The sequence below is a fragment of the Neptuniibacter sp. QD37_11 genome, assembly GCF_047778105.1.
Taxonomy (GTDB): Bacteria; Pseudomonadota; Gammaproteobacteria; order Pseudomonadales; family Balneatricaceae; genus Neptuniibacter.
This window is the reverse complement of the sequence record NZ_CP180552.1, coordinates 680,605-707,528: the sequence shown is the minus strand read 5'-3', so window position 1 is coordinate 707,528 and position 26,924 is coordinate 680,605. Positions and strand designations below refer to the sequence as shown.

General features: G+C 45.0%; 32 protein-coding genes. 10 read left to right on the top strand and 22 right to left on the bottom strand.

All coding sequences use genetic code 11. From position 1 onward, the window contains the following. Positions 1 to 147: 147 nt before the first annotated feature. The 4 genes from xseA (at position 148) to ACMXYT_RS03080 (ending at position 3,871) form a co-directional block, all read left to right on the top strand. On the top strand, positions 148 to 1,509 hold the full coding sequence (gene xseA, locus ACMXYT_RS03095) for an exodeoxyribonuclease VII large subunit (RefSeq protein ID WP_415911845.1): 1,362 nt from the start codon (positions 148 to 150) through the stop codon (positions 1,507 to 1,509). Between the two features lies 1 nt (position 1,510). Further along, complete coding sequence (locus ACMXYT_RS03090) at positions 1,511 to 2,362, top strand: peptidoglycan DD-metalloendopeptidase family protein (RefSeq protein WP_415897551.1); 852 nt, start codon at positions 1,511 to 1,513, stop codon at positions 2,360 to 2,362. Positions 2,363 to 2,419: 57 nt separating this feature from the next. Then, positions 2,420 to 3,043, top strand: coding sequence for an FKBP-type peptidyl-prolyl cis-trans isomerase (locus ACMXYT_RS03085; RefSeq protein ID WP_415883548.1), 624 nt, complete (start codon positions 2,420 to 2,422; stop codon positions 3,041 to 3,043). 69 nt (positions 3,044 to 3,112) lie between these two features. After that, entirely contained in the window at positions 3,113 to 3,871 is a 759-nt protein-coding gene (locus tag ACMXYT_RS03080; RefSeq protein ID WP_415897550.1) for an alpha/beta fold hydrolase, read from the top strand. 16 nt (positions 3,872 to 3,887) lie between these two features. On the opposite strand, the gene ACMXYT_RS03075 is transcribed toward ACMXYT_RS03080, so the two are convergent. The 7 genes from ACMXYT_RS03075 to bioB form a co-directional block, all read right to left on the bottom strand. Continuing rightward, complete coding sequence (locus tag ACMXYT_RS03075) at positions 3,888 to 4,835, bottom strand: putative metalloprotease CJM1_0395 family protein (protein WP_415911844.1); 948 nt, start codon at positions 4,833 to 4,835, stop codon at positions 3,888 to 3,890. Between the two features lie 84 nt (positions 4,836 to 4,919). Then, the gene (locus tag ACMXYT_RS03070; RefSeq protein WP_415883545.1) at positions 4,920 to 5,171 is read right to left on the bottom strand and encodes a hypothetical protein; all 252 of its coding nucleotides are present in this window, start codon (positions 5,169 to 5,171) and stop codon (positions 4,920 to 4,922) included. Positions 5,172 to 5,256: 85 nt separating this feature from the next. Beyond that, positions 5,257 to 5,946, bottom strand: a complete 690-nt coding sequence (gene bioD / locus ACMXYT_RS03065; protein ID WP_415900158.1) for a dethiobiotin synthase — start codon at positions 5,944 to 5,946, stop codon at positions 5,257 to 5,259. Positions 5,947 to 5,956: 10 nt separating this feature from the next. Further along, entirely contained in the window at positions 5,957 to 6,745 is a 789-nt protein-coding gene (gene bioC / locus ACMXYT_RS03060; protein WP_415911843.1) for a malonyl-ACP O-methyltransferase BioC, read from the bottom strand. Then, positions 6,745 to 7,521 (bottom strand): alpha/beta fold hydrolase, encoded by a 777-nt coding sequence (locus tag ACMXYT_RS03055; protein WP_415900156.1) that lies wholly within the window; start codon positions 7,519 to 7,521, stop codon positions 6,745 to 6,747. The genes bioC and ACMXYT_RS03055 overlap by 1 nt, the downstream gene beginning before the upstream one ends. After that, positions 7,522 to 8,688 carry an 8-amino-7-oxononanoate synthase gene (gene bioF / locus ACMXYT_RS03050; RefSeq protein ID WP_415900155.1) on the bottom strand — a complete coding sequence of 389 codons (1,167 nt, stop codon included), beginning with the start codon at positions 8,686 to 8,688 and terminating at the stop codon, positions 7,522 to 7,524. Positions 8,689 to 8,745: 57 nt separating this feature from the next. Then, a complete protein-coding gene (bioB, locus tag ACMXYT_RS03045) occupies positions 8,746 to 9,789 on the bottom strand; it encodes a biotin synthase BioB (RefSeq protein WP_415883540.1) in 1,044 nt (347 codons plus the stop codon). A gap of 110 nt (positions 9,790 to 9,899) precedes the next feature. On the opposite strand from bioB, the gene ACMXYT_RS03040 reads away from it, so the two are divergent. The 4 genes from ACMXYT_RS03040 (at position 9,900) to ACMXYT_RS03025 (ending at position 12,139) form a co-directional block, all read left to right on the top strand. Then, entirely contained in the window at positions 9,900 to 10,595 is a 696-nt protein-coding gene (locus ACMXYT_RS03040; protein WP_415900154.1) for a ComF family protein, read from the top strand. A 98-nt stretch (positions 10,596 to 10,693) separates the two neighbouring features. Then, positions 10,694 to 11,404 (top strand): tRNA (N6-threonylcarbamoyladenosine(37)-N6)-methyltransferase TrmO, encoded by a 711-nt coding sequence (tsaA, locus tag ACMXYT_RS03035; RefSeq protein WP_415900153.1) that lies wholly within the window; start codon positions 10,694 to 10,696, stop codon positions 11,402 to 11,404. Positions 11,405 to 11,489: 85 nt separating this feature from the next. Continuing rightward, positions 11,490 to 11,846, top strand: a complete 357-nt coding sequence (locus ACMXYT_RS03030; RefSeq protein WP_415900152.1) for a hypothetical protein — start codon at positions 11,490 to 11,492, stop codon at positions 11,844 to 11,846. Positions 11,847 to 11,965: 119 nt separating this feature from the next. Next, entirely contained in the window at positions 11,966 to 12,139 is a 174-nt protein-coding gene (locus tag ACMXYT_RS03025; RefSeq protein WP_415883536.1) for a hypothetical protein, read from the top strand. 59 nt (positions 12,140 to 12,198) lie between these two features. Here ACMXYT_RS03025 and ACMXYT_RS03020 read toward each other — a convergent pair whose 3' ends face one another. The 4 genes from ACMXYT_RS03020 to ACMXYT_RS03005 form a co-directional block, all read right to left on the bottom strand. After that, positions 12,199 to 12,795, bottom strand: a complete 597-nt coding sequence (locus tag ACMXYT_RS03020; protein WP_415912193.1) for a DoxX family protein — start codon at positions 12,793 to 12,795, stop codon at positions 12,199 to 12,201. 41 nt (positions 12,796 to 12,836) lie between these two features. After that, complete coding sequence (locus ACMXYT_RS03015) at positions 12,837 to 13,613, bottom strand: DUF2063 domain-containing protein (protein ID WP_415911842.1); 777 nt, start codon at positions 13,611 to 13,613, stop codon at positions 12,837 to 12,839. Beyond that, complete coding sequence (locus tag ACMXYT_RS03010; protein WP_415900150.1) at positions 13,594 to 14,445, bottom strand: DUF692 domain-containing protein; 852 nt, start codon at positions 14,443 to 14,445, stop codon at positions 13,594 to 13,596. The genes ACMXYT_RS03015 and ACMXYT_RS03010 overlap by 20 nt, the downstream gene beginning before the upstream one ends. 75 nt (positions 14,446 to 14,520) lie before the next feature. Then, the gene (locus ACMXYT_RS03005; RefSeq protein ID WP_415900148.1) at positions 14,521 to 14,973 is read right to left on the bottom strand and encodes a hypothetical protein; all 453 of its coding nucleotides are present in this window, start codon (positions 14,971 to 14,973) and stop codon (positions 14,521 to 14,523) included. A gap of 323 nt (positions 14,974 to 15,296) precedes the next feature. Between ACMXYT_RS03005 and bioA the strand changes: the two genes are divergently transcribed. Continuing rightward, complete coding sequence (gene bioA / locus ACMXYT_RS03000; RefSeq protein WP_415911841.1) at positions 15,297 to 16,583, top strand: adenosylmethionine--8-amino-7-oxononanoate transaminase; 1,287 nt, start codon at positions 15,297 to 15,299, stop codon at positions 16,581 to 16,583. A 9-nt stretch (positions 16,584 to 16,592) separates the two neighbouring features. Further along, complete coding sequence (locus ACMXYT_RS02995; RefSeq protein WP_415887012.1) at positions 16,593 to 17,024, top strand: acyl-CoA thioesterase; 432 nt, start codon at positions 16,593 to 16,595, stop codon at positions 17,022 to 17,024. A 54-nt stretch (positions 17,025 to 17,078) separates the two neighbouring features. On the opposite strand, the gene ACMXYT_RS02990 is transcribed toward ACMXYT_RS02995, so the two are convergent. The 11 genes from ACMXYT_RS02990 to rpsF all read right to left on the bottom strand — a co-directional run bounded on the left by ACMXYT_RS02990 (position 17,079) and on the right by rpsF (position 26,842). After that, complete coding sequence (locus ACMXYT_RS02990; RefSeq protein ID WP_415900146.1) at positions 17,079 to 17,459, bottom strand: Na+/H+ antiporter subunit G; 381 nt, start codon at positions 17,457 to 17,459, stop codon at positions 17,079 to 17,081. A 9-nt stretch (positions 17,460 to 17,468) separates the two neighbouring features. Beyond that, complete coding sequence (locus tag ACMXYT_RS02985; RefSeq protein ID WP_415883529.1) at positions 17,469 to 17,738, bottom strand: K+/H+ antiporter subunit F; 270 nt, start codon at positions 17,736 to 17,738, stop codon at positions 17,469 to 17,471. Continuing rightward, positions 17,732 to 18,220, bottom strand: a complete 489-nt coding sequence (locus tag ACMXYT_RS02980; protein WP_415900145.1) for a Na+/H+ antiporter subunit E — start codon at positions 18,218 to 18,220, stop codon at positions 17,732 to 17,734. The genes ACMXYT_RS02985 and ACMXYT_RS02980 overlap by 7 nt, the downstream gene beginning before the upstream one ends. Positions 18,221 to 18,223: 3 nt before the next feature. Next, entirely contained in the window at positions 18,224 to 19,741 is a 1,518-nt protein-coding gene (locus tag ACMXYT_RS02975) for a monovalent cation/H+ antiporter subunit D (protein WP_415901095.1), read from the bottom strand. After that, the gene (locus tag ACMXYT_RS02970) at positions 19,741 to 20,097 is read right to left on the bottom strand and encodes a Na+/H+ antiporter subunit C (protein ID WP_415883527.1); all 357 of its coding nucleotides are present in this window, start codon (positions 20,095 to 20,097) and stop codon (positions 19,741 to 19,743) included. Before ACMXYT_RS02970 ends, ACMXYT_RS02975 begins: the two co-directional genes overlap by 1 nt. Next, positions 20,097 to 22,898 (bottom strand): monovalent cation/H+ antiporter subunit A, encoded by a 2,802-nt coding sequence (locus tag ACMXYT_RS02965; protein ID WP_415893439.1) that lies wholly within the window; start codon positions 22,896 to 22,898, stop codon positions 20,097 to 20,099. The genes ACMXYT_RS02970 and ACMXYT_RS02965 overlap by 1 nt, the downstream gene beginning before the upstream one ends. Positions 22,899 to 23,328: 430 nt before the next feature. Further along, entirely contained in the window at positions 23,329 to 24,723 is a 1,395-nt protein-coding gene (dnaB, locus tag ACMXYT_RS02960) for a replicative DNA helicase (protein WP_415901094.1), read from the bottom strand. A gap of 91 nt (positions 24,724 to 24,814) precedes the next feature. Beyond that, entirely contained in the window at positions 24,815 to 25,261 is a 447-nt protein-coding gene (gene rplI / locus ACMXYT_RS02955) for a 50S ribosomal protein L9 (RefSeq protein WP_415883525.1), read from the bottom strand. A 37-nt stretch (positions 25,262 to 25,298) separates the two neighbouring features. After that, positions 25,299 to 26,153, bottom strand: coding sequence for a hypothetical protein (locus ACMXYT_RS02950; RefSeq protein ID WP_415900144.1), 855 nt, complete (start codon positions 26,151 to 26,153; stop codon positions 25,299 to 25,301). Between the two features lie 18 nt (positions 26,154 to 26,171). Then, positions 26,172 to 26,399, bottom strand: a complete 228-nt coding sequence (gene rpsR / locus ACMXYT_RS02945; RefSeq protein WP_007020960.1) for a 30S ribosomal protein S18 — start codon at positions 26,397 to 26,399, stop codon at positions 26,172 to 26,174. A 23-nt stretch (positions 26,400 to 26,422) separates the two neighbouring features. Next, positions 26,423 to 26,842 carry a 30S ribosomal protein S6 gene (rpsF, locus tag ACMXYT_RS02940; RefSeq protein ID WP_415883523.1) on the bottom strand — a complete coding sequence of 140 codons (420 nt, stop codon included), beginning with the start codon at positions 26,840 to 26,842 and terminating at the stop codon, positions 26,423 to 26,425. Positions 26,843 to 26,924: the final 82 nt, after the last annotated feature.

Sequence of the window (26,924 nt, the reverse complement as noted above, 5' to 3'; positions counted from 1 at the left end):
GTAAGTAAAATTTAAACGGGAAATTATACAGAAATTAGCCTTTTGTCTCAATCTAAAACTTGTAAATTACAGGGTAATTACGGCCTAGTTTTCATTTTTTTTGCTTTCGGATGCAGTAACTCGATTAGATCGTTTAATATGAGGGCCATGCAGAACTCAAATAGCTTTAAATCTGGCACTCAATCCCATGCGCTCAGTGTCTCCGAACTAAATAGACAAGCACGCACTTTGCTTGAGCGATCATTTCTTACCATTCAAGTAGAAGGCGAGATCTCTAACTTTGTTCGCCCTAGTTCTGGCCATTGGTATTTCACTCTTAAAGATGACAAAGCCCAAGTACGCTGCGCCATGTTTAAGAACCGCAACCAAGTGTTAAGCAAGCAACCCAAACAAGGGGACAAAGTTATTGTCCGTGCTAAAGTTAGCTTGTATGAAGGCCGCGGCGACTATCAATTAATCTGCGACTTTCTAGAACCCGCTGGCAGCGGCCAACTTCAAGTTGCTTTTGAAGAGTTGAAGAACAAACTCTTGAAAGAGGGTTTATTTGACAGCAAACAAAAACAAGCGCTTCCGGAACACCCCAATCATATTGGCATCGTTACCTCACCTACAGGTGCGGCAGTACACGATATTTTAACGGTACTAAAAAGACGCTTCCCTGGCCTGCCCGTCACTATTTATCCGACAGCCGTACAAGGCGAAGATGCCCCGCAACAAATCTGCAAAGCGATAATTTTGGCTGAAGCGCACCAAGTTTGTGACGTTCTCGTCGTGGGGCGCGGCGGAGGCTCACTTGAAGATCTGCAAGCTTTCAACAACGAACAAGTTGCTCGCACCTTATTTGACTGTGAAATACCCACTATCAGCGCAGTAGGACATGAAGTTGATGTGGTCATTACAGACTTTATAGCCGATATCCGCGCAGCTACCCCCTCCGCTGCTGCAGAATTAGTCAGCCCAGACCAACAAGAGCTACAACTACGCTTAAATCAGCTCAGCCTTCGACTTAAGCGCCAACAGAAGCAACAGCTTTTTACCGCCAAGCAGCAACTTTCGAATTTACAGAGTCGATTACGCCATCCTGGCCAGATTTTAAAAGAACAAGCTCAACGCTTGGATCATGTAGAGCTAAAACTGAACAATCAAATCAGACGCATCCTCGCGCAAAAGCAGATCAAATATCAGCAATTGGAAGGGCGTTTAAAGGCTCAGTCACCTGAACAGCTGTTGCTACGCAGGGAAGAACAGCTTCACTCGCTGCATCAACGCCTTAAGCAGGCATGCCAATCAAATTTAAAAAGTCAGCAATTAAAACTTTCTTCGCTGGCGAGCCAGTTACAAACTGTTAGCCCACTTGCTACGCTAGAGCGAGGCTACTCCATCACCAAAGATAGTGACAAAAAAGTTATTCAATCAGCCTCTGATGTTGTCAGCGGACAAAAAATAGAAGTTCACTTACACAAAGGACAACTTCACTGCAGCGTAGATGAAGTCATAACGGAACATTAATATGATCAGAAAAGCATTCACCAAATCACTTCTACTCTTTACAGGCTTATGCGCTTTCAGCATCAATGCACAAGCTCTAGAACTTCCAACCGAAAGCCGTGTACCTGGCGGCGTTGCCATTTTACCGCTTGAAGGCCTTACATCAGCTATCGCGCCATCCGCTTGGTATAAGGGAAATCGCGTTATGGTGTTACCATCAACAGATACTGCATACGCGGATACTAGCAAATGGATCGCTGTTGCAGGCATCCCATTAAGCGCCAAACCAGACAAGAAACAACACTTAAAAGCTGACGGAACCTCGTATTACTTTCAGGTTGAGGACAAAGAATACAAAGCTCAGTATCTAACCATCAAAAACAAACGTCACGTAGAACCTGATCCTGAAGATGTAAAACGCTGGCGCCGCGAAAAAGCTAAAATGGTCGCAGCTTACAAACATTGGAGTGAACCTGAGCAATTACCGACTCGGTTTGTTATTCCGGCTAAAGGTCCTTATAGCAGCCCATTTGGCTTAAAACGTTTTTATAACAAGCAGCCTCGCAACCCTCACAGCGGATTAGATATTGCGGCACCTAAAGGCACACCAATTACCGCGCCATCTGCAGGCACCGTTGTAGACACTGGACACTACTTCTTTAATGGCAAAACAGTCATTGTTGATCATGGTTACGGCATGACAACGATGTACTGCCATATGAGTAAAATTGATGTAAAAATCGGGGACGTACTCCAAACAGGTGACAAGCTTGGGGAGATAGGATCAACAGGCCGCTCCACGGGACCACATCTTCATTGGGGTGTAAGCTTGAATAACACACGCGTCGACCCCATATTGTTTTTAAGCAAATAATTTTCTATAGCGAGCTGCGAGATTGCTCGCTTTTTTTGACTCAACGAGACTCAATAAATGTCTGATCTTCAATTTGAAACACTAGAACAGAAAGCAAGCTACGGTATCGGCCGTCAAATGGGCGACCAGCTAGCACAACAGCCATTCGAAGGCATGGATCTAAATGCGATCTCCGCAGGTATCGCTGATTCTTTCAACGGCGAAGCAATGCGCGTAGAAGTTCAAGAGATCCAAGAAGCGTTCAACGTAATCAACGAACGTCTTCGTGCAGCTCAAGAAGCACAAGCTAAAGAAGCAGCTGCGGCAGGTGAAGAGTTCCTAGCTGAAAACGCTAAACGTGAAGGCGTTGTTGTTCTTGAATCAGGCCTACAGTACGAAATCATCGAAGCAGGTGAAGAAGGCGACAAACCTTCTCGCGAGTCTACTGTTCGTACTCACTACCACGGTACTTTCACTGACGGTAAAGTATTCGACAGTTCTTACGATCGCGGTCAACCAGCAGAATTCCCTGTTGGCGGCGTAATCGCTGGCTGGACTGAAGCTCTTCAGCTAATGAACAAAGGCGCTAAATGGAAGCTATTTATCCCTTACAACCTAGCTTACGGTGAGCAAGGTTCTCCAGGTGGCATCCCTCCATACTCTGCGCTTGTATTTGACGTAGAGCTACTAGATATTCTGTAATATCTAAGTAAGTTAATACCCAAGGCGGCCCTGACTTATCAGCGCCGCCTTTATTTTGAGTAATAGATAATGAAACTGCACTATCAGATTCACGGCGAAGGTGAACCTTTAATTATTTTGCATGGCCTGTTTGGCACCCTTGAAAACTGGGGCGCTCAAATCAAAGTTCTGTCAGAGCACTTTCAAGTGATCGCTGCCGACATGAGAAATCACGGCCGCTCTCCACACTCGGCGGAGATCGACTACGAACTTATGGCTAGTGATATCGCTGAACTGATGCAGGATCTAAAGCTAAACAAAGCCAACATTATCGGCCACTCAATGGGCGGTAAAGCAGCAATGCAATTTGCTATTACTCATCCAGAACTCATAGCAAAGCTGGTTATTGTTGATATAGCCCCAGTGGAATATACACCCCATCATGACGATGTATTCAAAGGACTATTTTCAGTCGACCTAACATCCCTTAAATCCCGTGGCGATGCTGATAAACAACTTTCAGCTTATGTCGATGAATTGGGTGTTAGAGCATTCCTGCTGAAGAATCTCTACCGCACTGAAGATAAGAAATTTGCATGGCGAATGAACTTAGACGCATTGCATAACCAATACTCCAATATCAGCGCAGCCCCTCAAGGTAACCCCTATACAAATCCAGTTTTATTTATTAAGGGCGCTAAATCGGATTATCTACTACCCAAATATCGCGATGCGGTTTTAGGGCTATTCCCTAAAGCAGATTACAAAATCATCCAAAATGCTGGCCATTGGCCACACGCGGAAAAACCAGCTGAATTCACACAGCTCATATTGGATTATATACAGTAGGAAAGGATTGACCAGCTTATACTTGCTGATCAAGTAGAGAGCCTTCAGGGAAAAGCTTTTGGAAGACACCGGCATCAACTAGTTTCTTGTTGATCTGTGCAAGCTCTTTATTGATATCTTTCATGCGTTCATTAAAGTCATTTAGAGCCTCAGCAGCACCATCAGAACGAGCCTGTTGCTGATCTCTAAATTCCTGCAAACGCTCACCTGCAGTTGGAGAATCATCCTCATCTTCCGATTCTGACTCTTCAGCAGCACTCGCCTCTTCAGCTTTTACACCTTCCTCTTGCTGCAGGATCTCAGCGCGCGCTTCAGCCGCCATAGCTCGAGCATCAGCCGCTGCAGCACGATCGGCTGCAGATGGCTCTGCAACACCTAGAGCCGCCCTCTGGATAATTTCAGCTTTCTCTAAAGTCGCCTGCGGATCATTCGGCACTGGAGATGTATCTATTTTGACTTCACCGGCAACAGCATAAAGGCGACCATCAGGCCCACGCTCATAGGTATAGCTCGGCGCAGAGGTATATTGCCCACCGATGGAAGCGTGCGCTTGTTCATGAGCTCTGACTTCACGGTCACGCTTAGCAAGCTCTCGAGTTATTTCAAGCTCCTGCTGCTCTTGCGCCTGTTCAGATTTAGAAACGCCTAAGGATGCTGGAGCAGAAGTCGATGATGAAGACTCCAACCCTACTAGCTCGGCATCATCAGATTCCAAGCCAATAAGTTCACCATCTTCACGTTCTAGTTCGGTGGACGTTGTGCTAGCAAGACGGGATAGTTCGGCTGCTTCAGCAGAAAGGGTCACACGATCTCGGTTAACCAAACCTCGACTGGATTGTAGCTCCTGCTCAGGCGCCACATTTTCAACAGTCGCAAGCACCTTCCTCGCTTCACTCGAGCGAAGTTCTTGCGGTATAGCACTGGCATTCAGTGCCTGGGAATTAGCTGCATTGAATATCTGCATCAGCTATACCCCTCTGTTGATTATGTGCAAAGCAATCTCTGCTTTCACCTTGTTCACCACATCCATTTATTAGTTAATGCACATTTACACACGCACATTAATAATCGCGCCAGGCTCGCCTGGTTCTTCCAATTGACTGACAACTTTTGTCGCAGCAGCTTCTACATCAGTTCCTGCTGCTGATTCTAGTACCGCTTGGTTTTGATCACGGCCTGTAGCTTCTTCAGGTTGATCAGGCTTACCCGAACCAGTGACATCACTAGCAGCTCGCGGCGCGTTGTCCAAACCACGATTAATACCGACCAAACCTGTCTGCAAAGCATTGGTTACATTCATAGCCACCACCTCTATATTTTTTAAACACAGCTATGGCAACAGTAATTATAGAACATCGAGAGGAGATGTTCATTTTTTGATCATGTTAATTATTCAACAATAAATCGAGATCAATATATTGGGCAACATTTTTTGCAGAAGGTTCATCTAGATATGGCACTTCGCCAAGTAGAGGTGCGCGCAGCATATTTGCGATAGTTTCAACATTTTCTCCGTAACAATCCATCTCTGGATCAACACGGTTAGCAATCCATCCAGCTAGCTGCAGACCATCGCGGGAGATGCTTTCGGCAGTCAACAAAGCATGATTAATACAACCAAGCTTCATACCCACTACCATGATCACTGGCACATTTAAAAGCTTAGGGATATTAGCCATAGTTTCACGAAAACTTAGTGGCACTCGCCAACCACCCGCGCCTTCAATAATCACAAAATCAGCAGGCTGCATTAAAGCGCCTTTGCACATCGCAGCAATACGATCAGCGCTTAATACACGATTTTCTTTCATTGCAGCAATATGCGGTGCAATAGGAGGTTTAAATGCAAAAGGGTTTACTTGCTCATACGACATAGCAACGGATGCCGCCTCTTGTAGAGCAACTGCATCAGAGTTTCGTAAGCCGTCATCCGTTTCTTCACAACCCGCGGCAATGGGCTTCAAACCGATCGTTCTTAGCTCACGCTGATTAGCGGCCTCAATCAGTCCCGTAGAAACCACGGTTTTTCCAGCATCGGTATCTGTACCTGCAACAAAGAAACTTCGCTTACCCACAACCTTACCCCTAAACTTCTTTTTCAAATACAGCGTATATAACCTGATAGGTCGCCGGCAAAGCCCCATCATCCAAACGTTGCTGTTCGTAACCTTCTTTAAAACGGCGCACCCGCTCTCGCCCCGTCAGACCTTGTTGCTGACCAGCGTTCATATTGTGCGCCCCAAGCCTTTTAAGCTCATCTGTTAGCTGCTTTAACTGTGAATAACGTAGAACCTTATTCTGCTGCTCTAACGTTTGACAACAAAGCGCTTCCGGTAGAGCAGCCTTTAACTGCTCCACTGGCATAAACTGATTCACATGGGTAAAGCTGTCTGCATGAGACCAAGCTTGACGAAGCTCTTTAAGAGTATCAGGCCCCAGCGTAGCAACGACAAAGCGCCCCCCCGGCTTTAACACACGGCTTATCTCTGAGAACAAACCCTCTACGTCTTCACACCACTGTATCGCCAAACTTGAAAAGATCAGATCTAACTGCTGATCAGCAATCGGCAACGCCTCAGCATCAGCACAGATCCAATGGGTTTGATCTTCACAGCGCTGCGCGCGGGAGAACTGCAACATTCCCAAGGCAAGATCTAGATTGAGTAAAGTTGCATCTGGATAGGCATGTTTGAGCTTAGGAGTGAAGTAGCCTGTACCACAGCCTAAATCCATCATGGTGGATACAGATTGCTGAGGGAGATAAGCCAATAGCTCCTGTCCAACCTCTCTTTGCAAGTCAGCAACACTGTCGTACGTCTGAGCAGCTTTGCTAAATGAATCCGCTACACGGCGCTTATCAATCAACAGATCCACTATGATTGATCCCCTTGAACAAAACCAAGAATATCAGCGACAACGTCAGCTTGATGAGAAAGGAAAGGTAAGTGACCGGCACCGGTATAAGTCACCACTTGACCACCACTTATACTCTGACAAGCATCTGCTACTGAATTTGGAACAAGGTGATCGACCTCTCCAAAGAGGTGTAACACTGGCACCGCTAGATTCTTTAACTCCGGACGTTGATCTAAGCGCAATAAAGCTAAGCTCTCTTCAGCTGCCGTGTGCTCCACATCTGAAAGGATCACTTTAAGAGCCTTCAGAATATCTCGACCCGCTTCAGCCCCTTGTGTTTGCAGCATAATAAAACGGGTTAAGGTCTTTTTCTGATTCTGAGCAAGCGATGTTTCGAAAGCCTGATGAGTCTCTTCATCCATAGCCGACGGCCAATCATCGCGCTGAACAAAGCAAGGGTTAGAAGCAATAGTAATCAACTTATTCACACGCGCTGGGAAACGATCCGCAAAAGCAACGGCGATCTGCCCACCCATCGACCAACCTAACCAGATTGCCGATTCAGGCACCTGGTCCACTAGCAGATCCAATACCGCATCAAGCGTATAAGGGATAGGAAACTCCTGAGATCGCCCCAAACCCGGTAGATCGAGAATCGTCAGGCTAAAATACTCTGCCAATTGATCAGCAAATGGGCCCCATACCTGCCCTGTCATCCCCCAGCCATGTAATAGAACTAGTTCAGGCTTGCCTGGGTTCTCGCGGTACTCTTTATAAAGCTTTACTTGGCTCATCTACGCCTGCTCTTTAATAACTTTTTCTAAAGTGCCTAATAAGCGCTCAACTTGCGCTTCTGTATGCGCGGCACTTAAGGTCACTCTTAATCGTGCGCTGCCTTGCGGAACGGTTGGCGGACGAATCGCACTGATGAATATACCTTCTCGTTCAAGCCCCTGACTAATCTGGATCGCTTTATCTGATTCGCCAATTACAATTGGCTGTATCGGCGTTGGAGAGTCCATTAGATCCAAACCTAAATCATCACAACCTTTTCGGAATTGCTGGATCAACGCTTCGAGCTTTTCTCTACGCCAGTTTTCTTCACGCAATATACGCAAACTCGTTAAGGTAGCAGCAGCCACTGCTGGCGGCATACTTGTAGTGTAGATATAGGTTCTAGCGTGTTGAATTAAGGTCTCGATGAGCTCTTCAGAACCGGCTACAAATGCACCCGCAGTACCAAAACCTTTGCCCAAGGTGCCCACCAGCACTTCAGGTGAATTCGGTCCCATAGCGAAATATTCCGCACAGCCACCACCTTGTTCACCTAAACAACCAAAGCCATGCGCATCATCTACCATTAACCAAGCATTATGATCACGACATACTGAAGCGAGTGCAGGCAGATCAGCCACATCACCGTCCATGCTAAATACACCATCAGTAACCACTAACTTACGTCGAGCCTCTGATTTGCTCAGGCGTGTATCTAGGCTCTCGGGGTCGTTATGCAAGTAACGTTGAAAACGCGCGCCGCACAGCAAACCTGCATCCAATAAAGAGGCATGATTTAAGCGATCCTGAAATACCGCATCCTGCTTATCCAATAAAGCATTTACGGCACCAATATTCGCCATATACCCGGTTGAGAAAAGGAGCGCTCTAGGTCTACCTGTAAATTCGGCAAGCGCCTCTTCAAGCTCATGGTGAGCCTGGCTATGCCCATTCACTAAATGTGAAGCACCACCACCAACACCATACTTATCTGCCGCTTTGTGAAAGCTTTGAATAACCTCAGGATGATTAGCCAATCCCAAATAATCATTTGAGCAGAAGGCAAGATACTCACGCCCATCCACGCTCACCATAGGTTGCTGTGGTGTTTCTAACGTACGGCGTTGACGATAAAGAGACTGCTGCTTTCGCTGCTGCAGCTCTTCAGACAAGGAGTCAAAAGACATAGTAAATCTCTAAGGGGTATAGAGTAGGAGGTAGTCTTCACTACCTCCTTTAAGCCATTAAGCTTCGTAGAAGTGAGTGCTGTCCTGCTGTTTCTGCAGGTCATTCATTAATGCAGCTTCTTGGGTTTCATCCGTATCAGAGATACGTTGCTCCATATTGATACCCAACTTCTTAAATAATTGAACATCGCGATGTGTTTCTGGATTTGGTGTAGTGAGTAGACACTCTCCATAGAAGATAGAGTTGGCGCCAGCAAAGAATGTCATCGCCTGCATTTCATCGCTCATTTTTTCTCGACCAGCGGACAAACGAACATGGGATTTAGGCATCATGATACGCGCCACAGCAATCATACGAATAAAATCGATATGATCTAAATCTTCAACATTTTCTAGCGGAGTACCCGATACTTTAACCAGCATGTTGATTGGTACACTTTCAGGCTGCACTGGCATATTCGCTAGTTGCATCAATAAACCGTAGCGATCCTTAGCCGTTTCGCCCATGCCCAAAATACCACCACTACAAATCTTCATACCGGAATCGCGAACATTCTGTAGCGTGTCTAAACGATCCTGGTAAGTACGAGTAGTGATAATTTTGTCGTAAAACTCAGGAGAAGTATCCAAGTTATGGTTGTAATAATCCAAACCCGCATCCGCAAGCTGTTGAGCCTTGCCTTCATCCAACATACCCAAAGTCATGCAGGTTTCTAAACCCATCTCTTTGACCTTTTGAACCATCTCGATTACATAAGGCATATCTTTATCTGCTGGGTGCTTCCATGCCGCGCCCATACAGAAACGGGTTGAACCTGTTTCTTTGGCTTTACGAGCCTTCTCCAATACTTTTTCAACTTGCATCAAGCGCTCTTTTTCCAGACCAGTATTGTAATGACCACTCTGCGGGCAGTATTTACAATCTTCTGGACACGCACCTGTTTTAATAGAAAGCAGTGTACTAACCTGAACTTCATTCGGGTCGAAGTTTTCGCGATGCACTGTTTGCGCTTTAAACATCAGATCATTAAAAGGCAGTTCAAACAGAGCTTTTACCTCTGCTTCTGTCCAGTCATGACGAATTGCACCTAGTTGTTGCATCTTGCTTCTTCTCCCGAGAAAATAGCGATACAGGCAGGAAGCCTAGCACCACGATAAAACGTACCAAAATAAAGCGACAATTTTATCCTGACAGAAGGAACTGTCAACCAATGAAAAAACCAATAGTAGACTACAGTCTGTTTTTTGATCTATGCATTTTATGTCAGCTCAAGCTTGATACACCCTCCAAAAGCAATATCTGCTCTAGCTGCTTACAAGACCTACCTTGGTTAGAACACTGCTGTAAAGTCTGCGCCCTTCCCCTCCCAAGTAATCAAGACAACTTAATTTGCGGTCAATGCCAAAAGAAGCAACCGACCTTTAAGCAAGCCCAAGCGCTTTTCCACTATCAATTTCCTATTAACCAACTCATTAGCGGCATTAAATTCAATCGTAATACTCAGTTTATAAGCCATATAGCCCGACTGATGGCTGATCATTTAACAACTCACCAACCCATCGATTGCTTGATGCCGATCCCCATGCATAGATATAGCCTTATAAAACGAGGCTTTAATCAAGCAGCACTCCTCTGCGAGAAGATAAGCCAATACAGCGGCATACCCTCAGACCATAACTCACTCATCAAAATAAAGAGCACACCACAACAGCGCTCCCTATCCCGTAAAGAACGACTCAAGAATCAAAAAGGTGCTTTCAAATGCAAACCGATCACACATAAGCAAATATTGTTAATTGATGATGTAATGACTACAGGGGCGACTTTCGAAGCAGCGAGCCTCGCGTTACTGAATGCCGGCGCCGAGCAGGTCTATGGATTAGCTTTAGCTCGAACAGATAAATAGTTTGTTAAAGAATTAAAAAGAAGAGTAGTGGCATTAAAGGAAAATAAAGAGTACAACCTGAGCTCAAGACTAGTGACAACTAATTTGCGACTTCACTTATGCCAAGCACTTACTCTGTAACTCCAATCGCCGTTATCCGAAGCCCTTTTAAAGAAAAATTTGGCATCCCTAGGCAGCCAAATTTAGCGAAAAGCGTCACGGCTCGTGTTGAGATCTTAGAAGAGTTTTCCAGTGATGAGATTGTTAGGGGTTTGGAAAACTGCAGCCATATCTGGCTCGTTTTCCTATTTAGTGAGTGCATTGATAAAGGCTGGAAACCTACAGTCCGCCCTCCTCGCTTAGGCGGCAATAAAAGGCTTGGGGTATTCGCTACACGCTCTCCTTTTCGCCCCAATCCTATCGGGTTGTCCCCTGTACGCTTAGTTAGCATCGAAAAAACATCTAACGGTATTGAACTAGTGATTAGTGGTGCAGACCTATTAGACGGCACCCCTGTCATTGATATAAAGCCATACCTGCCTTACTCAGACATTATCTCTGATGCTGAATACCCAATGGCAGATGAAATCACCCTTCTAGCTCAACCGGTTATATTTTCGGAACAAGCCCAACAAGAAATTTCATCGAGTGAAATCCGGTTACAACAGCCGTTAAAACAGCAACTTAGCGAACTTCTGCAATGTGATCCGCGTCCGGCTTATAAAAAGAATGATGCAGAAAAAAGTTACGGAATAAAGTTACACGATCTTAACGTTCGCTTTAGAATCACAGATCAAGAAATAACGGTTGATTCAATCACAGTCGAATAGCATCCGCCTCAACGATAGCGAGACTGATTCAGCTCTTCTTCAGGCTAAACTAATTAATATACGCCTATAGCTTTTGGAGGCTTATATGCTGTATTTACGCGCATTGATTTGCACTGCACTAGTGACTTTTTCGGCATCAGCACAAGCAAACGAACATTTAGAACAGTTTCCTGATTGGTTACTCACACTGCCCGAGAGTATCGAGCAGCTTGAAAGCACGGGAAAGACGAGTTCTATCTATCTGAAGAACTACATGCAATGCATGGATGATCAACAAGCGTTGAATCAGAAGGAATCTCCTACTGTCGGCCAGGTTATCGACAATGCTTTAGACGCGGGCAATGAATGCGCGCCTTTGTTAAACGATATGCTAGATGAAATAAAAGATTCCGTAGGGTCGCAAACGCCCTCATCCGACAACCAAACAAACAAAAGCTTATAACCAAACACCTGATCAATATTTAAACAAAACTTTGACTAAAGTATAAAACCCGATTAAAATGCTCGGGTTTTTATTTGGGATAGAAGTCTGAAGGAGTCAGGTTAACTATTGAGGTGTATATGAACTTTACTTTTGCACAAGCTGAACAAATGATCGAAGAATCCAGCGCACTGTTTGAATGTTATTTAGAACGCGTTTTTGAGTCTGAATCTTTTACCGATCTCATTAGTGCATCTCATTGGTATAACGACGCATTTGTATCTCTGATCGTTAATCCGACGCAACCGCGTTAATCGATATTTATCCCCAATAAAAAAGGCCTCTAAATCGAGGCCTTTTTTATATCTAAATTCTAATCTTGTTTACAGCAGCGACGAATCCAATAATCCACACTCACGAATCGCCCAGCACCAGTAAAGAACAAACTGAACAACATCACGAAATAGGTGATAGCAAACTCAATCCCGTTATTTAAAATAACAACAGATCCACGCCCCGTTAGCCAATCGTAGTGTCCATGTTCCTGCAGCAAACTCTTAGCCGCAGCTAGACGCTCTTGAGCCTCCATGACTCTGTCATTAGCCAACCAACTACCACCATCAGAGATAGCTAACCAACCGTTTTCCCAATGCACGGCAAATGCAGCCACTAGCATAGTTATCATTAATGGAATGCTAATCCAGCGCACAGCAAAACCAATCAGTAGCAACACACCGCCAATTAATTCAGTACCGGTAGCCATAGCAGCCAGGAGTTCGGGGAACGGTAAGCCTAGACCCCACTCTTTGTTTCCAAACCACTCAACGGTGTTCTCGAAACCAATATATTTATTCCAGCCCGCCTGCAAAAACACAGGCGCGAGATACAATCTCAACAACAAAGGCGCTAGACCATCTGCACACTTCGTATTATCTAAGATATCTTGTAAACGACTAACAAAACTAACCATAGGATTCGACATAACTTCACCCGTTATCCAATGAGTGGTAACTAAACTCTTGTACCTAACACTATGCCCTTAGAACGCAGATGCTCCAATGTACTTAAACCTCCTGAAACCACTTGGGATGGATCAGGATGCTGCATCTCTCTCGCGATTTTCTGTAACGCCTGCTCACCTGTGAGCGATTCATCTTCAGATAAGAGGTACAACAACCGTCCAGTCACTGAATTAACTTCCATAAACTGCACTTCATCTTCGCGATTACGGTAAGCAATCAAGAAAGTTGGTGTGCCTGTTGGTTCTGTCGGCTGATAATCTGGACGCACACAATGTACCGGATACTGATAAGAGAGAAGCCAAGCCAAAGGCGATTGCACGGGATGTTGCGTTAACAGATCGCCATTAACATCAACATTTTGCAAAGGTAGCTCTATCTCTGACGCATCTAATGCGAGTTCAACCCATTCATAATGAATCAGCTCTAATAGAAACGCAGGATCATCTGCCTGTGGTTCTCGCTCATTTTGAACGTAAGCAATAAATTCCTGACCAATTTCAAGAAAGTAAGGCGTATGACAACGATGTTTATCAAAAAAACCGCGCGCCAACTTAGTCCAATACTCTTTCGAACTGATCTGTTTTAAAACCGGGAAATTGCCAGACAAAAAACCTTCAACATTATTGAAGAAGAGGTCTCGGTATATACCCATGCGACGGTCTTCGATACCATCAGGACCATCATTCTCATCGGGATTCCGAATATGTGCAGCAAACTCGTATTGTAGCTGCTGGAACTTAGGCATTTCAGGCAACGGTTTGTGCATGGCGCATCTTCCATTGATTTTGATAGGAACGAACCTGATCTACCTCAGCTAATAGTTCAGGCAGCGGCGGAATATTAAAGTCACGCTCTAATAACGTCGGCACTAAACCAAATTGGTCATATGTAGATTCCAACAAAGACCAAACTGGATCAACAACAGGCGCTCCATGCGTATCAACGATAAGGTCTTCAGCCTCGTTGTAATGACCTGCGATATGAAGATACATGATCCGTTCAGCAGGCATTGCCCTTAAGAACGCCTCAGCATCATAGCCATGGTTGATACTGTTTACATAGATGTTATTAACATCGAGCAACAGATCGCAGTCAGCTTCTTCCAAGACAGCTAACAAAAATTCTTGCTCGGTCATCTCAGCACCAGGCGCTGCATAGTACGAGACGTTTTCCATCGCAATTCTTTGCTCAAGCACATCTTGAACCTGACGTATCCGCTCTGCTACGTATTTCACCGCTTCAGCAGTAAAAGGGATCGGCATCAAATCATAAAGATGACCATCATCAGAACAGTAGCTGAGATGTTCAGAGTAACCGCGAATGTTATGTTCTTTTAGAAAGGCTTTAAGGCGAGTCAAAAAATCCATATCTAAAGGCGAAGGGCTACCGATAGATAGAGATAGACCATGAGCCATAAAAGGGTGTTTTTCGGTGTATTGTTTAAACGCTTTACCGAAACGCCCACCAAGCCCCATCCAGTTTTCCGGCGCGATCTCTAGAAAATCAAATCCATTTGGATCAATTTCTTTTAATGTCTCGGACATACAACGGCGAAAGCCGAAGCCTGCCCCAGTAACGGGATAGCGGTCTTTATTCATAAAACACCTAGCCTTTAAGTCAAAAGACCCTGAGGGTTCAGGGTCTCTATTAAGTACTACAAAGCGTACTTGGGCTTATTTAGAACCGCCACATTTACCTTCGCCACACTTGCCTTCAGACTTAGCAGTTTTGTCACCACCACACTTGCCTTCACCGCATTTGCCTTCAGATTTTGCAGCTTTGTCACCGCCACATTTACCTTCACCGCACTTGCCTTCAGACTTAGCAGCTTTATCACCACCGCACTTACCTTCACCACATTTGCCTTCAGACTTATCAGCTTTTTTACCGCCGCATTTACCTTCACCGCACTTGCCTTCAGACTTCTCAGCTTTCTTACCACCGCACTTACCTTCGCCGCATTTGCCTTCATTCATAGCAACTTGCTGGCTATAACCAGAAGATAGATCAGTTGTAGCAAATGGGTTTTCTGCAGCTGTCGCAACAGGCGCCGCAACCATACCAGTCATAAATGCTGCACCAACAGCGGCAACCATAGGTTTTACAGATGTATTGTTATTAGCCATTCTTAATTCACCCCAAAATTGAACAAAATTTATTATCTTGCGTTAGTTGTAAAACTCAGAGCCTGTCACGAGCTCTTGCGTTTGTGACTACAGCTTGTGAATAAAGTTTCACCAAGTTCTAAATTAAGTGAATTTTTTTTCATAATCACTCATTTTTTATTAGCTTTTCGCTTATTTATTAACATGTTACAAAAAAATCATATTTTAGAGCTTTCTTACATAACAATCGTTCAGAGATAAAATAAGAACTTGTCTTGATCAAAAATTTTAAGCAGGCTCTAATACTCCTAATTAAAAAATTTCGATTAAGGGCACTCCTAAGCATGATCACTTCTGAGCAGGTTTCTTTTGACCAGCAACACATTTGGCACCCCTACTCATCCATGATCAATCCTCCCGCGGTTTACCCTGTCGAATCGGCTAGTGGCGTTAAATTAAAGCTAAGTAACGGCAAAGAACTTATCGATGGGATGGCATCGTGGTGGTCGGTTATTCACGGCTATAACAATCCAGAATTAAACCAAGCAGCACATGAACAGATCGATAAAGTGGCGCATATCATGTTTGGCGGCCTTACTCATGAACCTGCAATCAATCTCTGCCAAAAGCTGGTAGAGATGACTCCTGCCAATCTCGATAAAGTGTTTATCGCAGACTCAGGCTCTGTTGCCGTTGAAGTCGCTCTTAAAATGGCAATTCAATATCAACACGCCCGCGGTAAGCCAGAAAAACATAAGCTGCTTACCATTAAAAATGGCTATCACGGTGATACCTTTGGTGCGATGGCCGTATGTGATCCGGTTACGGGCATGCATGAAATTTTTACTGGTGTACTACCACAACATTTCTTTGCGCCAGCTCCTCAAACAAAATTTGAACAGAGCTGGGATGAAAGCGATATCGCTCCTTTACGCCAATTACTTGAACAACATCATTCAGAAATAACAGCACTGATCTTAGAGCCCGTTGTTCAGGGCGCAGGCGGTATGCGCTTTTACTCACCGCAGTATTTGAAAGAAGCTCGCGCACTGTGCACTGAATTTGATGTATTGCTTATTGCCGACGAGATTGCGACTGGTTTTGGTCGAAGTGGTAAGCTGTTTGCGTGTGAACATGCAGGTATCGAACCTGATATTCTTTGTCTGGGTAAGGCGATTACCGGCGGTTACATGTCTTTAGCAGCTACACTGACGACAACACATATCGGTGAAACAATCTCCGCAGGTGGTGCAGGCTGCTTTATGCACGGACCTACGTTTATGGGCAACCCTCTAGCATGCGCTATTGCCAATAAAAGCTTAGAGTTATTAGTTAAAAACGACTGGCAGACAAACGTCACTCGAATCGAAGCCGGATTAAAAGCAGGCTTAGCACCAGCAGCGGAGTTAGATAATGTACATGAGGTACGTAGCTTAGGCGCTATTGGCGTCATCGAGATGAAAGAAGCTGTTAATACTGCCGAGATTCAAAAGCTATTTATAGAGCGCGATTTGTGGATAAGACCCTTCGGGAAACTGGTGTACGTGATGCCACCTTACATCATGACAAACGATGAATTAGAAAAGCTCACCTCTGGAATGGTAGATGCTGTCTCAGTTTACAAACCTTAAGGATTAGATATGGCTCGCATTAAGCTAGATATGCCTGACAACTATATTTTTTCCACAGAATTACCTGTGCGAATCAGTGATATTAATTACGGTGGCCATCTAAGTAACGATGCCATGCTCTCTATCGTGCATGAAGCGCGCATTCGCTTCCTCAGCCATTATCATTATGGAGAGTTAGATATTGAAGGGCTTGGCCTTATCATGACTGACTCGGCCATCGTATATAAAGCAGAAGGATTCCATGGTGACCAACTGCAAATCGATATCGCATTAGCCGATATTAATAAGTATGGATTCGACTTTTTCTATCTGATAACCAACAAGAAAACTGCTGTTGAAGTGGCACACGCGAAAACGGGCGTCGTTTTCTTTGACTACGAAAAACGTAGTGTTACTGCTGTGCCAGAAGCTTTTATTAACAAAGTTATTAAAGACGCTTAAGCAAATATTCCTACACAAAAAAAGGGGCACTCAATGCCCCTTTTTCATAATAATTTAGCCTTCAGGCTTTTCGCTTTGCCCTGGCGGCTCCCGATGTTTCGCCGGTTCAGCTAACTCTTCATTTACGCTGCCTTTATGAATTTTTACTTGCAGGTGTAATGCTGTTTTCGCCAACATCATTGCACTTACAGGCGCTGTTATGAAAAGGAAGATCGTAATCAAAAGCTCGTGAGCACTCACGCCACCATTACGGTAGGAAGTGATCAACATCGAAGCTATAAGAATAGCCCCCATACCTAAGGTTGTAGCTTTCGTCGGTGTATGCAAACGCATATAAAAATCAGGCATTTTCATTAAACCGATCGAGCCTAAAAGAACAAAAGCTCCACCCATTAGCAGCAATGCCGAGCCAATTAGCTCAATATAAAAACCCATGCTTAATTCCTACTCAATGATGTCGCCACGTAACAGATATTTACACAATGCCGCTGTACTTACGAAACCTAACATTGCAATCAAAAGAGCCGCTTCAAAATAGAGCGATGTGCCCATAATCAAGCCAAACAAAAGGATCAAAGCAATACTATTTATATACATAGTATCCAACGCCAAAATGCGATCTGGCTGATCTGGACCATTAAACAAGGTTACAAGGTTGAGCGTCATCGCAATCACAACCATGGCTGTAGCAGCAATAAGACAGAACATTAACATCCGAAAATCTCCTTCAATGGCTGCTCGTAGCGCTCTTTAATCTCTTTTATAGTTCCCGCCTCATCCACAAGGTTAAGCGCATGCACGTATAACCATTTCTGGTCGATGGAAACTTCAGCGCTTACTGTTCCTGGCGTTAAAGAGATCGTACTGGCCAATACAGTAATAGGAAAGTCGCCCTCTATATCCAAAGGAATCGCTAGAAAACCAGGCTTCAAATGTTTAGCAGGCCCAAGCACTTGAACAGCCACTTCAAAGTTTGCAGAGACAATATCTCCTAAAACTTTTAGAGCATATAAGACCACTTGAACTGGTTTGTTTATATTTAAACGGTGAAGTTGAGTTCCTCTTAACAGTAAAGGAATGCCAATCGCTAAGATAGAAGCTAGTACCAGATGACCCGGTGCGATCGATTCATTCAGCAACAGCCAAACGACAAATAAAATTAAGCTTTGCCAAGGCATTGGAAAGATCATACTCATACCTTAACCTCCATTCTCATTTGACGCTGGCAGCAACATATAAGGATTTTCTGCTTGCTGATAAATTTGGTTTGCGGTTTCCTGAGTAAACTCAGTCACGGGACCACCAAAGATCACCAATAGCGGCGACATCACAAGCAGGAAGAAGACCGCAACAAACTTCACTTTTGGTAATTTTTCACAGTGGTTTGCATCACCGCTAACTCGCCAAAACAAAGTAGAACCGCCTCGCGACATCGCGACAACACCCATCAAGCTAGCAAGCAAAATAGCAGACCATGCCCAAGCCATCTCTGCAGGCTCCACAGCCGTTTGCAGTATCATCACTTTCCCCAAGAAGCCTGAGAAAGGCGGCAAACCAATCATTGATATAGCAGCTAGCGCAAATGCAATTCCAAGCGGAAGCGACTGACACATTCTACGAGAACGAGCAAAACGATCTGATACTTTACCCCTCTGTTCAGCAATAGCATCAGCAAGCAGGAACATCGCGCCAGTAATAAGCGTTGAATGGATCAGATAATAAAGTGCCGCGGATGCAGATTCAGGTGTATTGATTGCCAAAGCACACAGTAGCGTACCGACAGAAACAATCACTAGATTAGAAACCAACATACGCAATGTCTGACTTGCTAGAGCGCCTATAGCACCCATAACGAGTGTCAGCACCGCGATCGGCCATAACCAAGGACCAGCAAGGTTAGCTAACTCGCCAGCATAGTCGCCAAAAACAACGGTAAAGATACGCAAAATACTGTATATACCTACCTTGGTCATAATCGCGAATAACGCGGCTACAGGTGCGCTAACACTCGAGTAGGTTCTCGATAGCCAGAAGTGCAGTGGGAACATCGCAGACTTCAAACCAAAAACAAGTAAAAGCATCATACCGCCGATTTGTGCGAGCAATTTATCCTCGCCAGACAAGGTACGAATTTTCACTGCCATATCGGCGATATTTAGAGTTCCCAAGACCCCATACATAATCCCTAGTGCGAACAGAAATAGCGCTGAACCCACGAGGTTTAACGTTACATAATGTACGCTCGCCAACGTCTTCTGCTTACCACCGCCGTGAACAACCAACGCATAAGAAGCAAGCAACAGCACCTCGAAGAATACGAACAGGTTAAAGATATCCCCTGTAAGGAATGCTCCGTTAATCCCCATCAACTGGAACATAAACAGCGGATAGAAGAACATACCTGCTCGATCATCCCCTGCGGCACCATAGAGCAAAGCACCAAAGGCTAGAACCATGGTCAGCAAGATCATCAAACTAGATAAGCGATCAGCAACAAGAACAATACCGAATGGCGCTTGCCAGTTACCTAACTGATAAATGGTAATTTCACCGCTACCCGCCGTAATCAGCAATTGAATTGCGACAATTAAAGTAACTGCTGCACCAACAAAAGTGATGAACCTCTGACGGTTTAGCGTCGTAGAGAAAGGCGGCAACATCATAAGCACCGCCGTTAGCATTGGCAGTAAAACAGGTAAAATCGGAAGATGCTGCATCATTTCGACTTATCCTTCTTCTCAATATCCAAAGCTTTTTCACGCCCATCAACATGGTCATTACCCAAATCCGCACGAGCCCTCATCGCTAAGATGACCGCGTACGCCGTCATCGCAAAGCCAATCACGATGGCAGTCAGAACCAATGCTTGAGGCAGAGGATCGGCATATTGTTCAGACGAGCCTAAAATAGCAGCCCCATTAACAACCAGTCGACCGCTGGAGAATAGGAAAAGGTTTACAGCATAGGACAGCATTGTCAGTCCCATAACTACAGGGAACGTACGACCTCGAAGAGTCAGAAAAATACCGCAGGTCGTTAACACACCCACGCAGAGCGCATACATTAATTCCATTACAGGTTCTCCAACTCACGAGCGTCTACTCGTTCTGAAGTTGTCAATTTACCTAGGTTTGCCAAAATCATCATGGTTGCACCAACAACAGTGAGATAAACACCCAAGTCAAACAACATGGCACTCGCCAGCTCAAATTTGCCGACCCAAGGCCATTTGAAGTAATCAAACCATGAAGTTAGGAATGGACGATCGAATATGAAACTACCGACCCCGGTCATAAATGCAATCAACAGACCGGAACCAATCAGCGCCTGATATTTCAGACGAATGTTCTCTTTCATCCATTCAACACCATTCGCAATGTACTGCTGGATTATTGCCACGGCCGTGATAAGGCCTGCAATGAAACCACCGCCCGGTTCATTATGGCCGCGCAAGAAGATGTAAACTGAGACCAGTAACGCCAAAGGCAGTAACATCTGAGAAATCGTCGACAGTACCATTGGATGGGAATCAGTGCTCCAGTGACGGCCATGCTCATCACCAGAAGGCATGTAAAGACGCATACGAACAATCAGTTTATAGATACCCAACGCTGCAATACCCAGTACCGTAATTTCACCAAAGGTATCAAAACCACGGAAGTCCACCAGAATCACGTTAACCACGTTTGTTCCGCCGCCACCTGTTTTACTGTTCGCAACGAAGAAATCAGAGATCGATTCAAGCGGACGCGTCATCATTGCGTAGTTAACCGTACCAATGATGCCACCGATCAATGCCGAGATACTGAGGTCACGAACCAAACGTCGAGGAGACGATTCTTTCGGTGTAGTCTTAGGCAAGAAGAACAATGCAAGCATCAACAGGATGACGGTTACTACTTCTACAGCCAACTGCGTTAGTGCAAGGTCTGGCGCAGAGAAACGAGTAAAGGCTACCGACACGATTAGACCTACGACAGAAAGCATCAGTAGAGAGGTTAAACGTTTTCTGTGCCAAACCATGGTCGCAATCGCAGCCAGGATCAACAGCAAAGCGGCTGTACCCGAAGCATAATCAAGCGGTATTTGTGATCTATTCCCTGCGGTTTCTTGTAAATAAACCAGAGGCATAACTGAAACCGCGAAGATCATAAACAAGAAAATAGACAAATAACGTTGTAGTGAACCGTTTTCAATCCACTCATTGACTGCGCGAGTTGAGTTAACCAGTCTTTGCACCCAACCTTCAAATACCAATTTAGAATCTGGCTCTGGGAATTGGCCTTGGAATTGGAAAAGCTTTTTACGGTTGTAGTAGATGATAAAGCCACCGAGCATGGCCAGCACACTCATCAACAACGGTACGTTAAAGCCGTGCCAAATCGCTAAGCTAAATTCAGGCATTGGGCCTTGCAAAGTAGCGATTGAAGCTGCATTCAGTAGATCAATAACAACGATGCCTGGAACCAAGCCCACAACAATACAAATAGCGACCAGGATTTCTACCGGTACTTTCATGTAGCGAGGCGGCTCATGCGGTGTTTTCGGCAAATTAACCGGCTCACCATTAAAGAAAACATCATGGATAAAACGCAATGAATACGCTACAGAGAAAGCCGCACCTACTGTCGCCAACACCGGTATCACCCAAGAGAGTGAACCTAGGGTTGCTTGATCCAATGCTTCCGTGAAGAACATCTCTTTAGATAGGAAACCATTTAGCAACGGCACACCTGCCATAGACGCAGCAGCGATAATCGCTAAGGTCGCGGTATACGGCATATATTTCCACAGGCCATTTAGCTGACGCATATCACGTGAACCAGCCTCGTGATCGATAATACCCGCCGCCATAAAGAGCGATGCTTTAAAGGTCGCGTGGTTAATGATATGGAAGATTGCAGCGACAGCAGCCATTCGTGTATCCATACCTAACAACAGCGTAATCAAGCCAAGATGACTGATTGTTGAATAAGCAAGAAGGCCTTTTAAATCATGCTTAAAGAGCGCGATATAGGCACCGACTAACAGCGTACATAGACCTGTGATACTCACAATCAAGAACCACATATCTGTTCCAGATAGTACTGGGTAGAAACGCGCCATCAGGAAGATACCCGCTTTTACCATCGTCGCTGAGTGAAGGTATGCACTTACAGGAGTTGGAGCTGCCATCGCATTTGGGAGCCAGAAGTGGAATGGGAACTGAGCAGATTTTGTAAAAGCCCCCAAAAGCACTAACACCAAGATAAATGGATACTGAGCAGATTCTCGAATTAAGTCACCACTATCGAGCACTGCTTGAAGATCATAACTGCCAACTACTTGGCCAATTAGAATCACGCCTGCTAACAGTGCTAAACCACCCGCACCTGTTACAGTCAGCGCCATACGCGCGCCTTTACGTGCTTCTGTTTTATCTGACCAGAAGCTAATAAGCAGGAAAGAACTAATACTAGTCAATTCCCAGAAGAACCACATTTGAATCAAGTTGCCCGAAGCAACGATCCCCACCATAGCGGTCATGAACAGCATCAAATAGGCAAAGAATTTACCTATAGAGTCTTTCTGGGATAAGTAATACCGAGCATACAAAATGATCAAAAGACCGATGCCCAATATCAACAATAAGAAAAGGAAGCTTAAACCATCGAGCCTGACAGATAGTTCCAAACCAGCCGCAGGCACCCAATCAACAGCGTGAGCAAACACCTCGCCTTGAAGTAACTGTGGACTGATAGAGAGAACTATTCCTAAAGCAACCGCAGGTGCAATCGCAGTTAAAATAGTACAGACGGTTCGACTAAAACGAGCAGCATACAATGGCACAAGGCTGCCCAATAAGGGTAATAACAATACCGCAAACAATTTCATACGTGTCTTTTTCCGGTTAATCCCATTACCAAGAATGGATAGAAATGCGTTTTCACTACTTTGCAACCACCCTAACGTAAGGGCATGAAAACAACCCAATTTTCTATGTTTTTATTCACACTGTCCATGGAAACTCACCTTCCTAAACCCCAATATTCACCAATAAAGTGGGTATTTATCTACATATGAATTTAATAATTTTTTTCGAGCCGTTTCTCACTTAAAAGAGCACTATAGTTGGGCAAACATCAGCACTATTCTAGTGCAAAAACACGCCCTATCCAGATTATTTAGATGTAACGACAGTACCGAATACTAACAACAATAAAACACTATCAGCTTAGCAGTTATTAGAATAACTCTATGATAATTAATTAAAAAGCCAAGATCAGAGTATCAACTTCAGACACTATATCAACCCCAAGTACTTTTAATCATCCATACCAGCATATTGCGCATAGACATCAGGAGCCAAGTTTTCAAACTTAGTGTACTTACCAATAAAGGCCAGACGACTCGTACCGATTGGGCCGTTACGCTGCTTACCAATGATAATTTCAGCCACACCCTTGTGCTCTGAATCTTCGTTATAAACTTCATCGCGGTAGATAAACATAATCACGTCAGCATCCTGCTCAATCGCACCCGATTCACGCAAATCTGAGTTTACAGGGCGCTTATTCGGACGCTGCTCAAGCGTACGGTTAAGCTGAGACAAGGCAACAACAGGACATTCAAGCTCTTTCGCTATCGCCTTCAAAGAACGAGATATTTCAGAAATCTCTTGGGTACGACTTTCAATACCCGGGGTTTTCATCTGCATTAACTGCAGATAGTCAATCATGATCAGAGATAATGGACCATGCTCACGCACGATTCGACGAGCACGGGTACGCAATTCGTTAGGACTGATACCTGCCTGATCATCAATAAACAAAGGCTTATCACGCATCATATTGACGGCTGTTGTAAGTTTTGGCCAATCCTCTTCTTCCAACGAACCAGTCCGCACTCGCGTCTGATCGATACGACCCAACGAAGACAACATACGCGTCATCAACTGTTCCGCAGGCATCTCCAAACTAAATACCAAAACTGGCTTATTACTCGCCATTAAGGCATTTTCCACCAAGTTCATGGCAAATGTGGTTTTACCCATCGAAGGACGTGCAGCAACAATAATTAGGTCCGAAGGCTGAAGGCCTGCCGTTTTGGCATCAAGATCATCAAATCCGGTAGTTACACCGGTCATATCCCCATCACTGTTAAATAAGGTATCAATTCGATCTACTGCTTTTTTCAGTAGCTCATTTACACCTTCAGGACCGCCTTGATTAGGGCGGTCTTCCGCAATTTGGAAGATCTTTTGCTCCGCGGAGTTCAAAATCTCTTCGGAAGATTTGCCATCGGGATTAAAGGCATCATCGGCGATTTCATTGGCTGCCGAGATCATTTGACGCAAAAGGGAACGGTCGCGAACAATTTCAGAATAAGCACGGATGTTGGACGCACTTGGCGTGTTCTTAGCAAGCTCGATCAAATAATCTAGCCCGCCCGCACTTTCTAGATCACCGGTACGATCCAACTCTTCTGATAAAGTAACAACATCAATCGGATTACCATCGTTAACCAGCTTCCGCATCGTACGATAGATTTTGCGATGCTCCTGACGATAGAAGTTATCATCTAGGACCACCTCAGAGACGGTATCCCAAGCATTGTTATCTAGCATCAAACCACCCAAAACCGATTGCTCAGCTTCCATAGAATGGGGAGGCACTTTGATCCTTGCTAGATCTTCATCCGTTAGTTCACTTTTTTCCATCATTCACAACAGCCTAAAAACAAAAAAGCACCGCATGGAAAATCCACGCAGTGCTTTATAGTACAGTACAGTACAGCTTAGCTAAAGACGATTACTCGCCTACAACAGCAAGCTTAACTGTAGCAGTAACTTCTGGGTGTAGTTGAATAGCGATGTCGAATTCACCGATAGCGCGTAGAGCACCTTCAGGAAGACGAACTTCACTCTTATCAACGTCTGCACCAGCAGCAGTTACAGCGTCAGCGATGTCACGAGTACCGATAGAACCGAACAACTTACCTTCGTCACCACACTTAGCAGTGATAGTAACTTCTTTCTCGTTCAGCGCTTCAGCACGCGCAGTAGCAGCAGCTAGTTTTTCAGCAGCTGCAGCTTCTAGCTCAGCACGACGCTCTTCAAATTTAGCAACGTTAGCTTCAGTTGCAGGAACAGCTTTGCCCTGCGGTACTAGGTAGTTACGACCGAAACCGCTTTTTACGGAAACTTTGTCACCGAGGTTACCTAGCTTACCAATTTTCTCGAGCAGAATAACTTCCATCTCGTAAACCTCTTTTGTTCTGCAAAGAATTGCAGTCCTAATTCTTAACTGGAATTCGCGCCCTGATATCGACAAAACTATCAATAGCAGCCGCAAATACCAGCAGCGTAATCACATACGGTCCCATAAAGAAGGCTGCAACATAAAAGGCAACCAACCAAGACCTTCCTAAATCACGTTTAGCCAAACTGCCATGCACCAATGCGATACCCGCAATGATCCAAGGTAACAGCAACAGTGGTAACCAGCGTAACGACTCCAGATCTAACTGGTAGCAAACGAACGATGCCGCTATTAACACTCCTGTATACAGCTGAGGCAGTCTCAATACATGAAACTCTCGCTGAAAACCGCTCGGGTTGTATAACCCAGCTTGCCAAGAGCGCGCCAGCATTACACTGACAAGCATCATTACCGTATGCACTGATGTTAATCCGCCCAACATGAGCTGCCTTAGCTGCTCAGGATCAAGCTTAACCTCTTGGTTAGCCTGACTAGCTGACTGCACTAAAAACTCATCCAACCGTTTAATTACTTCGTCGAGATAGCTGCTAAGCATTATATCCATGCCTACGCTCGCTATAGCTCCTACAGGCAGTGCAATCATCAGCACTTTCGCCCAAGAAACTGTCTCTCTCAAAGTAATTGCAAGGATATAAGTTCCTACAATTACAGCCAGTGGTGTCGGATCAGACACACTGTATGCCCAGACTCCAGCAGGCAACAATGCCCAAACCAGTAATCCGGTGCCTTCACTTCGGCCTTTACGTAAAGTAACCAAAGCGACGGCAGCTGCACTTACCCAATATAGTAATGGCAGCAAGGCGGCGATAACCGCCACAAAAGCCGCTTGTTTACGGCCTTTCATGACCAATTTGGCCAAGGCACGCATAGCGACTCTCCTACCTAATTACTGATGGCTATCAGTGTAAGGTAGTAGCGCTACGAAACGAGCACGCTTGATAGCAGTTGCCAGCTGACGCTGGTAACGCGCTTTAGTACCTGTAATACGGCTAGGTACGATTTTGCCAGTTTCGGTGATGTAACCTTTTAGCGTGTCCAGATCTTTGTAATCGATCTCTTGAACACCTTCAGCCGTAAAACGGCAGAACTTACGACGGCGGAAAAAACGAGCCATTGTATCTCTCCTCAGAAATTAAATTACTCAGCAGCTTCTTCAGAAGCTTCCGCAGCAGGTGCTGCTTCTTCAGCTGGCTTTTCAGCAGGCTTTTCTTCACGGCGAGGCTTACGCTCTTCGCGAGATTCAGCAGCTTTGATTGGAGAGATCTCAGTGATCGCTTCTTTACGACGGATAACCATGTTACGCAGAACAGCATCGTTGTAACGGAATAGGTTTTCCAGCTCGTCTAGTGTTTCCTGACCACATTCGATGTTCATCAGGACATAGTGTGCTTTATGAGCATTGTTGATTGGGTAAGCCAACTGACGGCGGCCCCAGTCTTCTAGACGATGAATTGTGCCTTCTGCACCTTCAATTAGAGAGGTGTAACGCTCAACCATCGCAGAAACCTGCTCACTCTGGTTCGGGTGAACCAGAAATACGATTTCATAATGACGCATTTTAGCTCCTTTCGGGTTAATAGCCCCCTGACCACACCATGTGGTAGGCAGCAAGGAGATTGGAAATAGTTCTCCAAAGGAC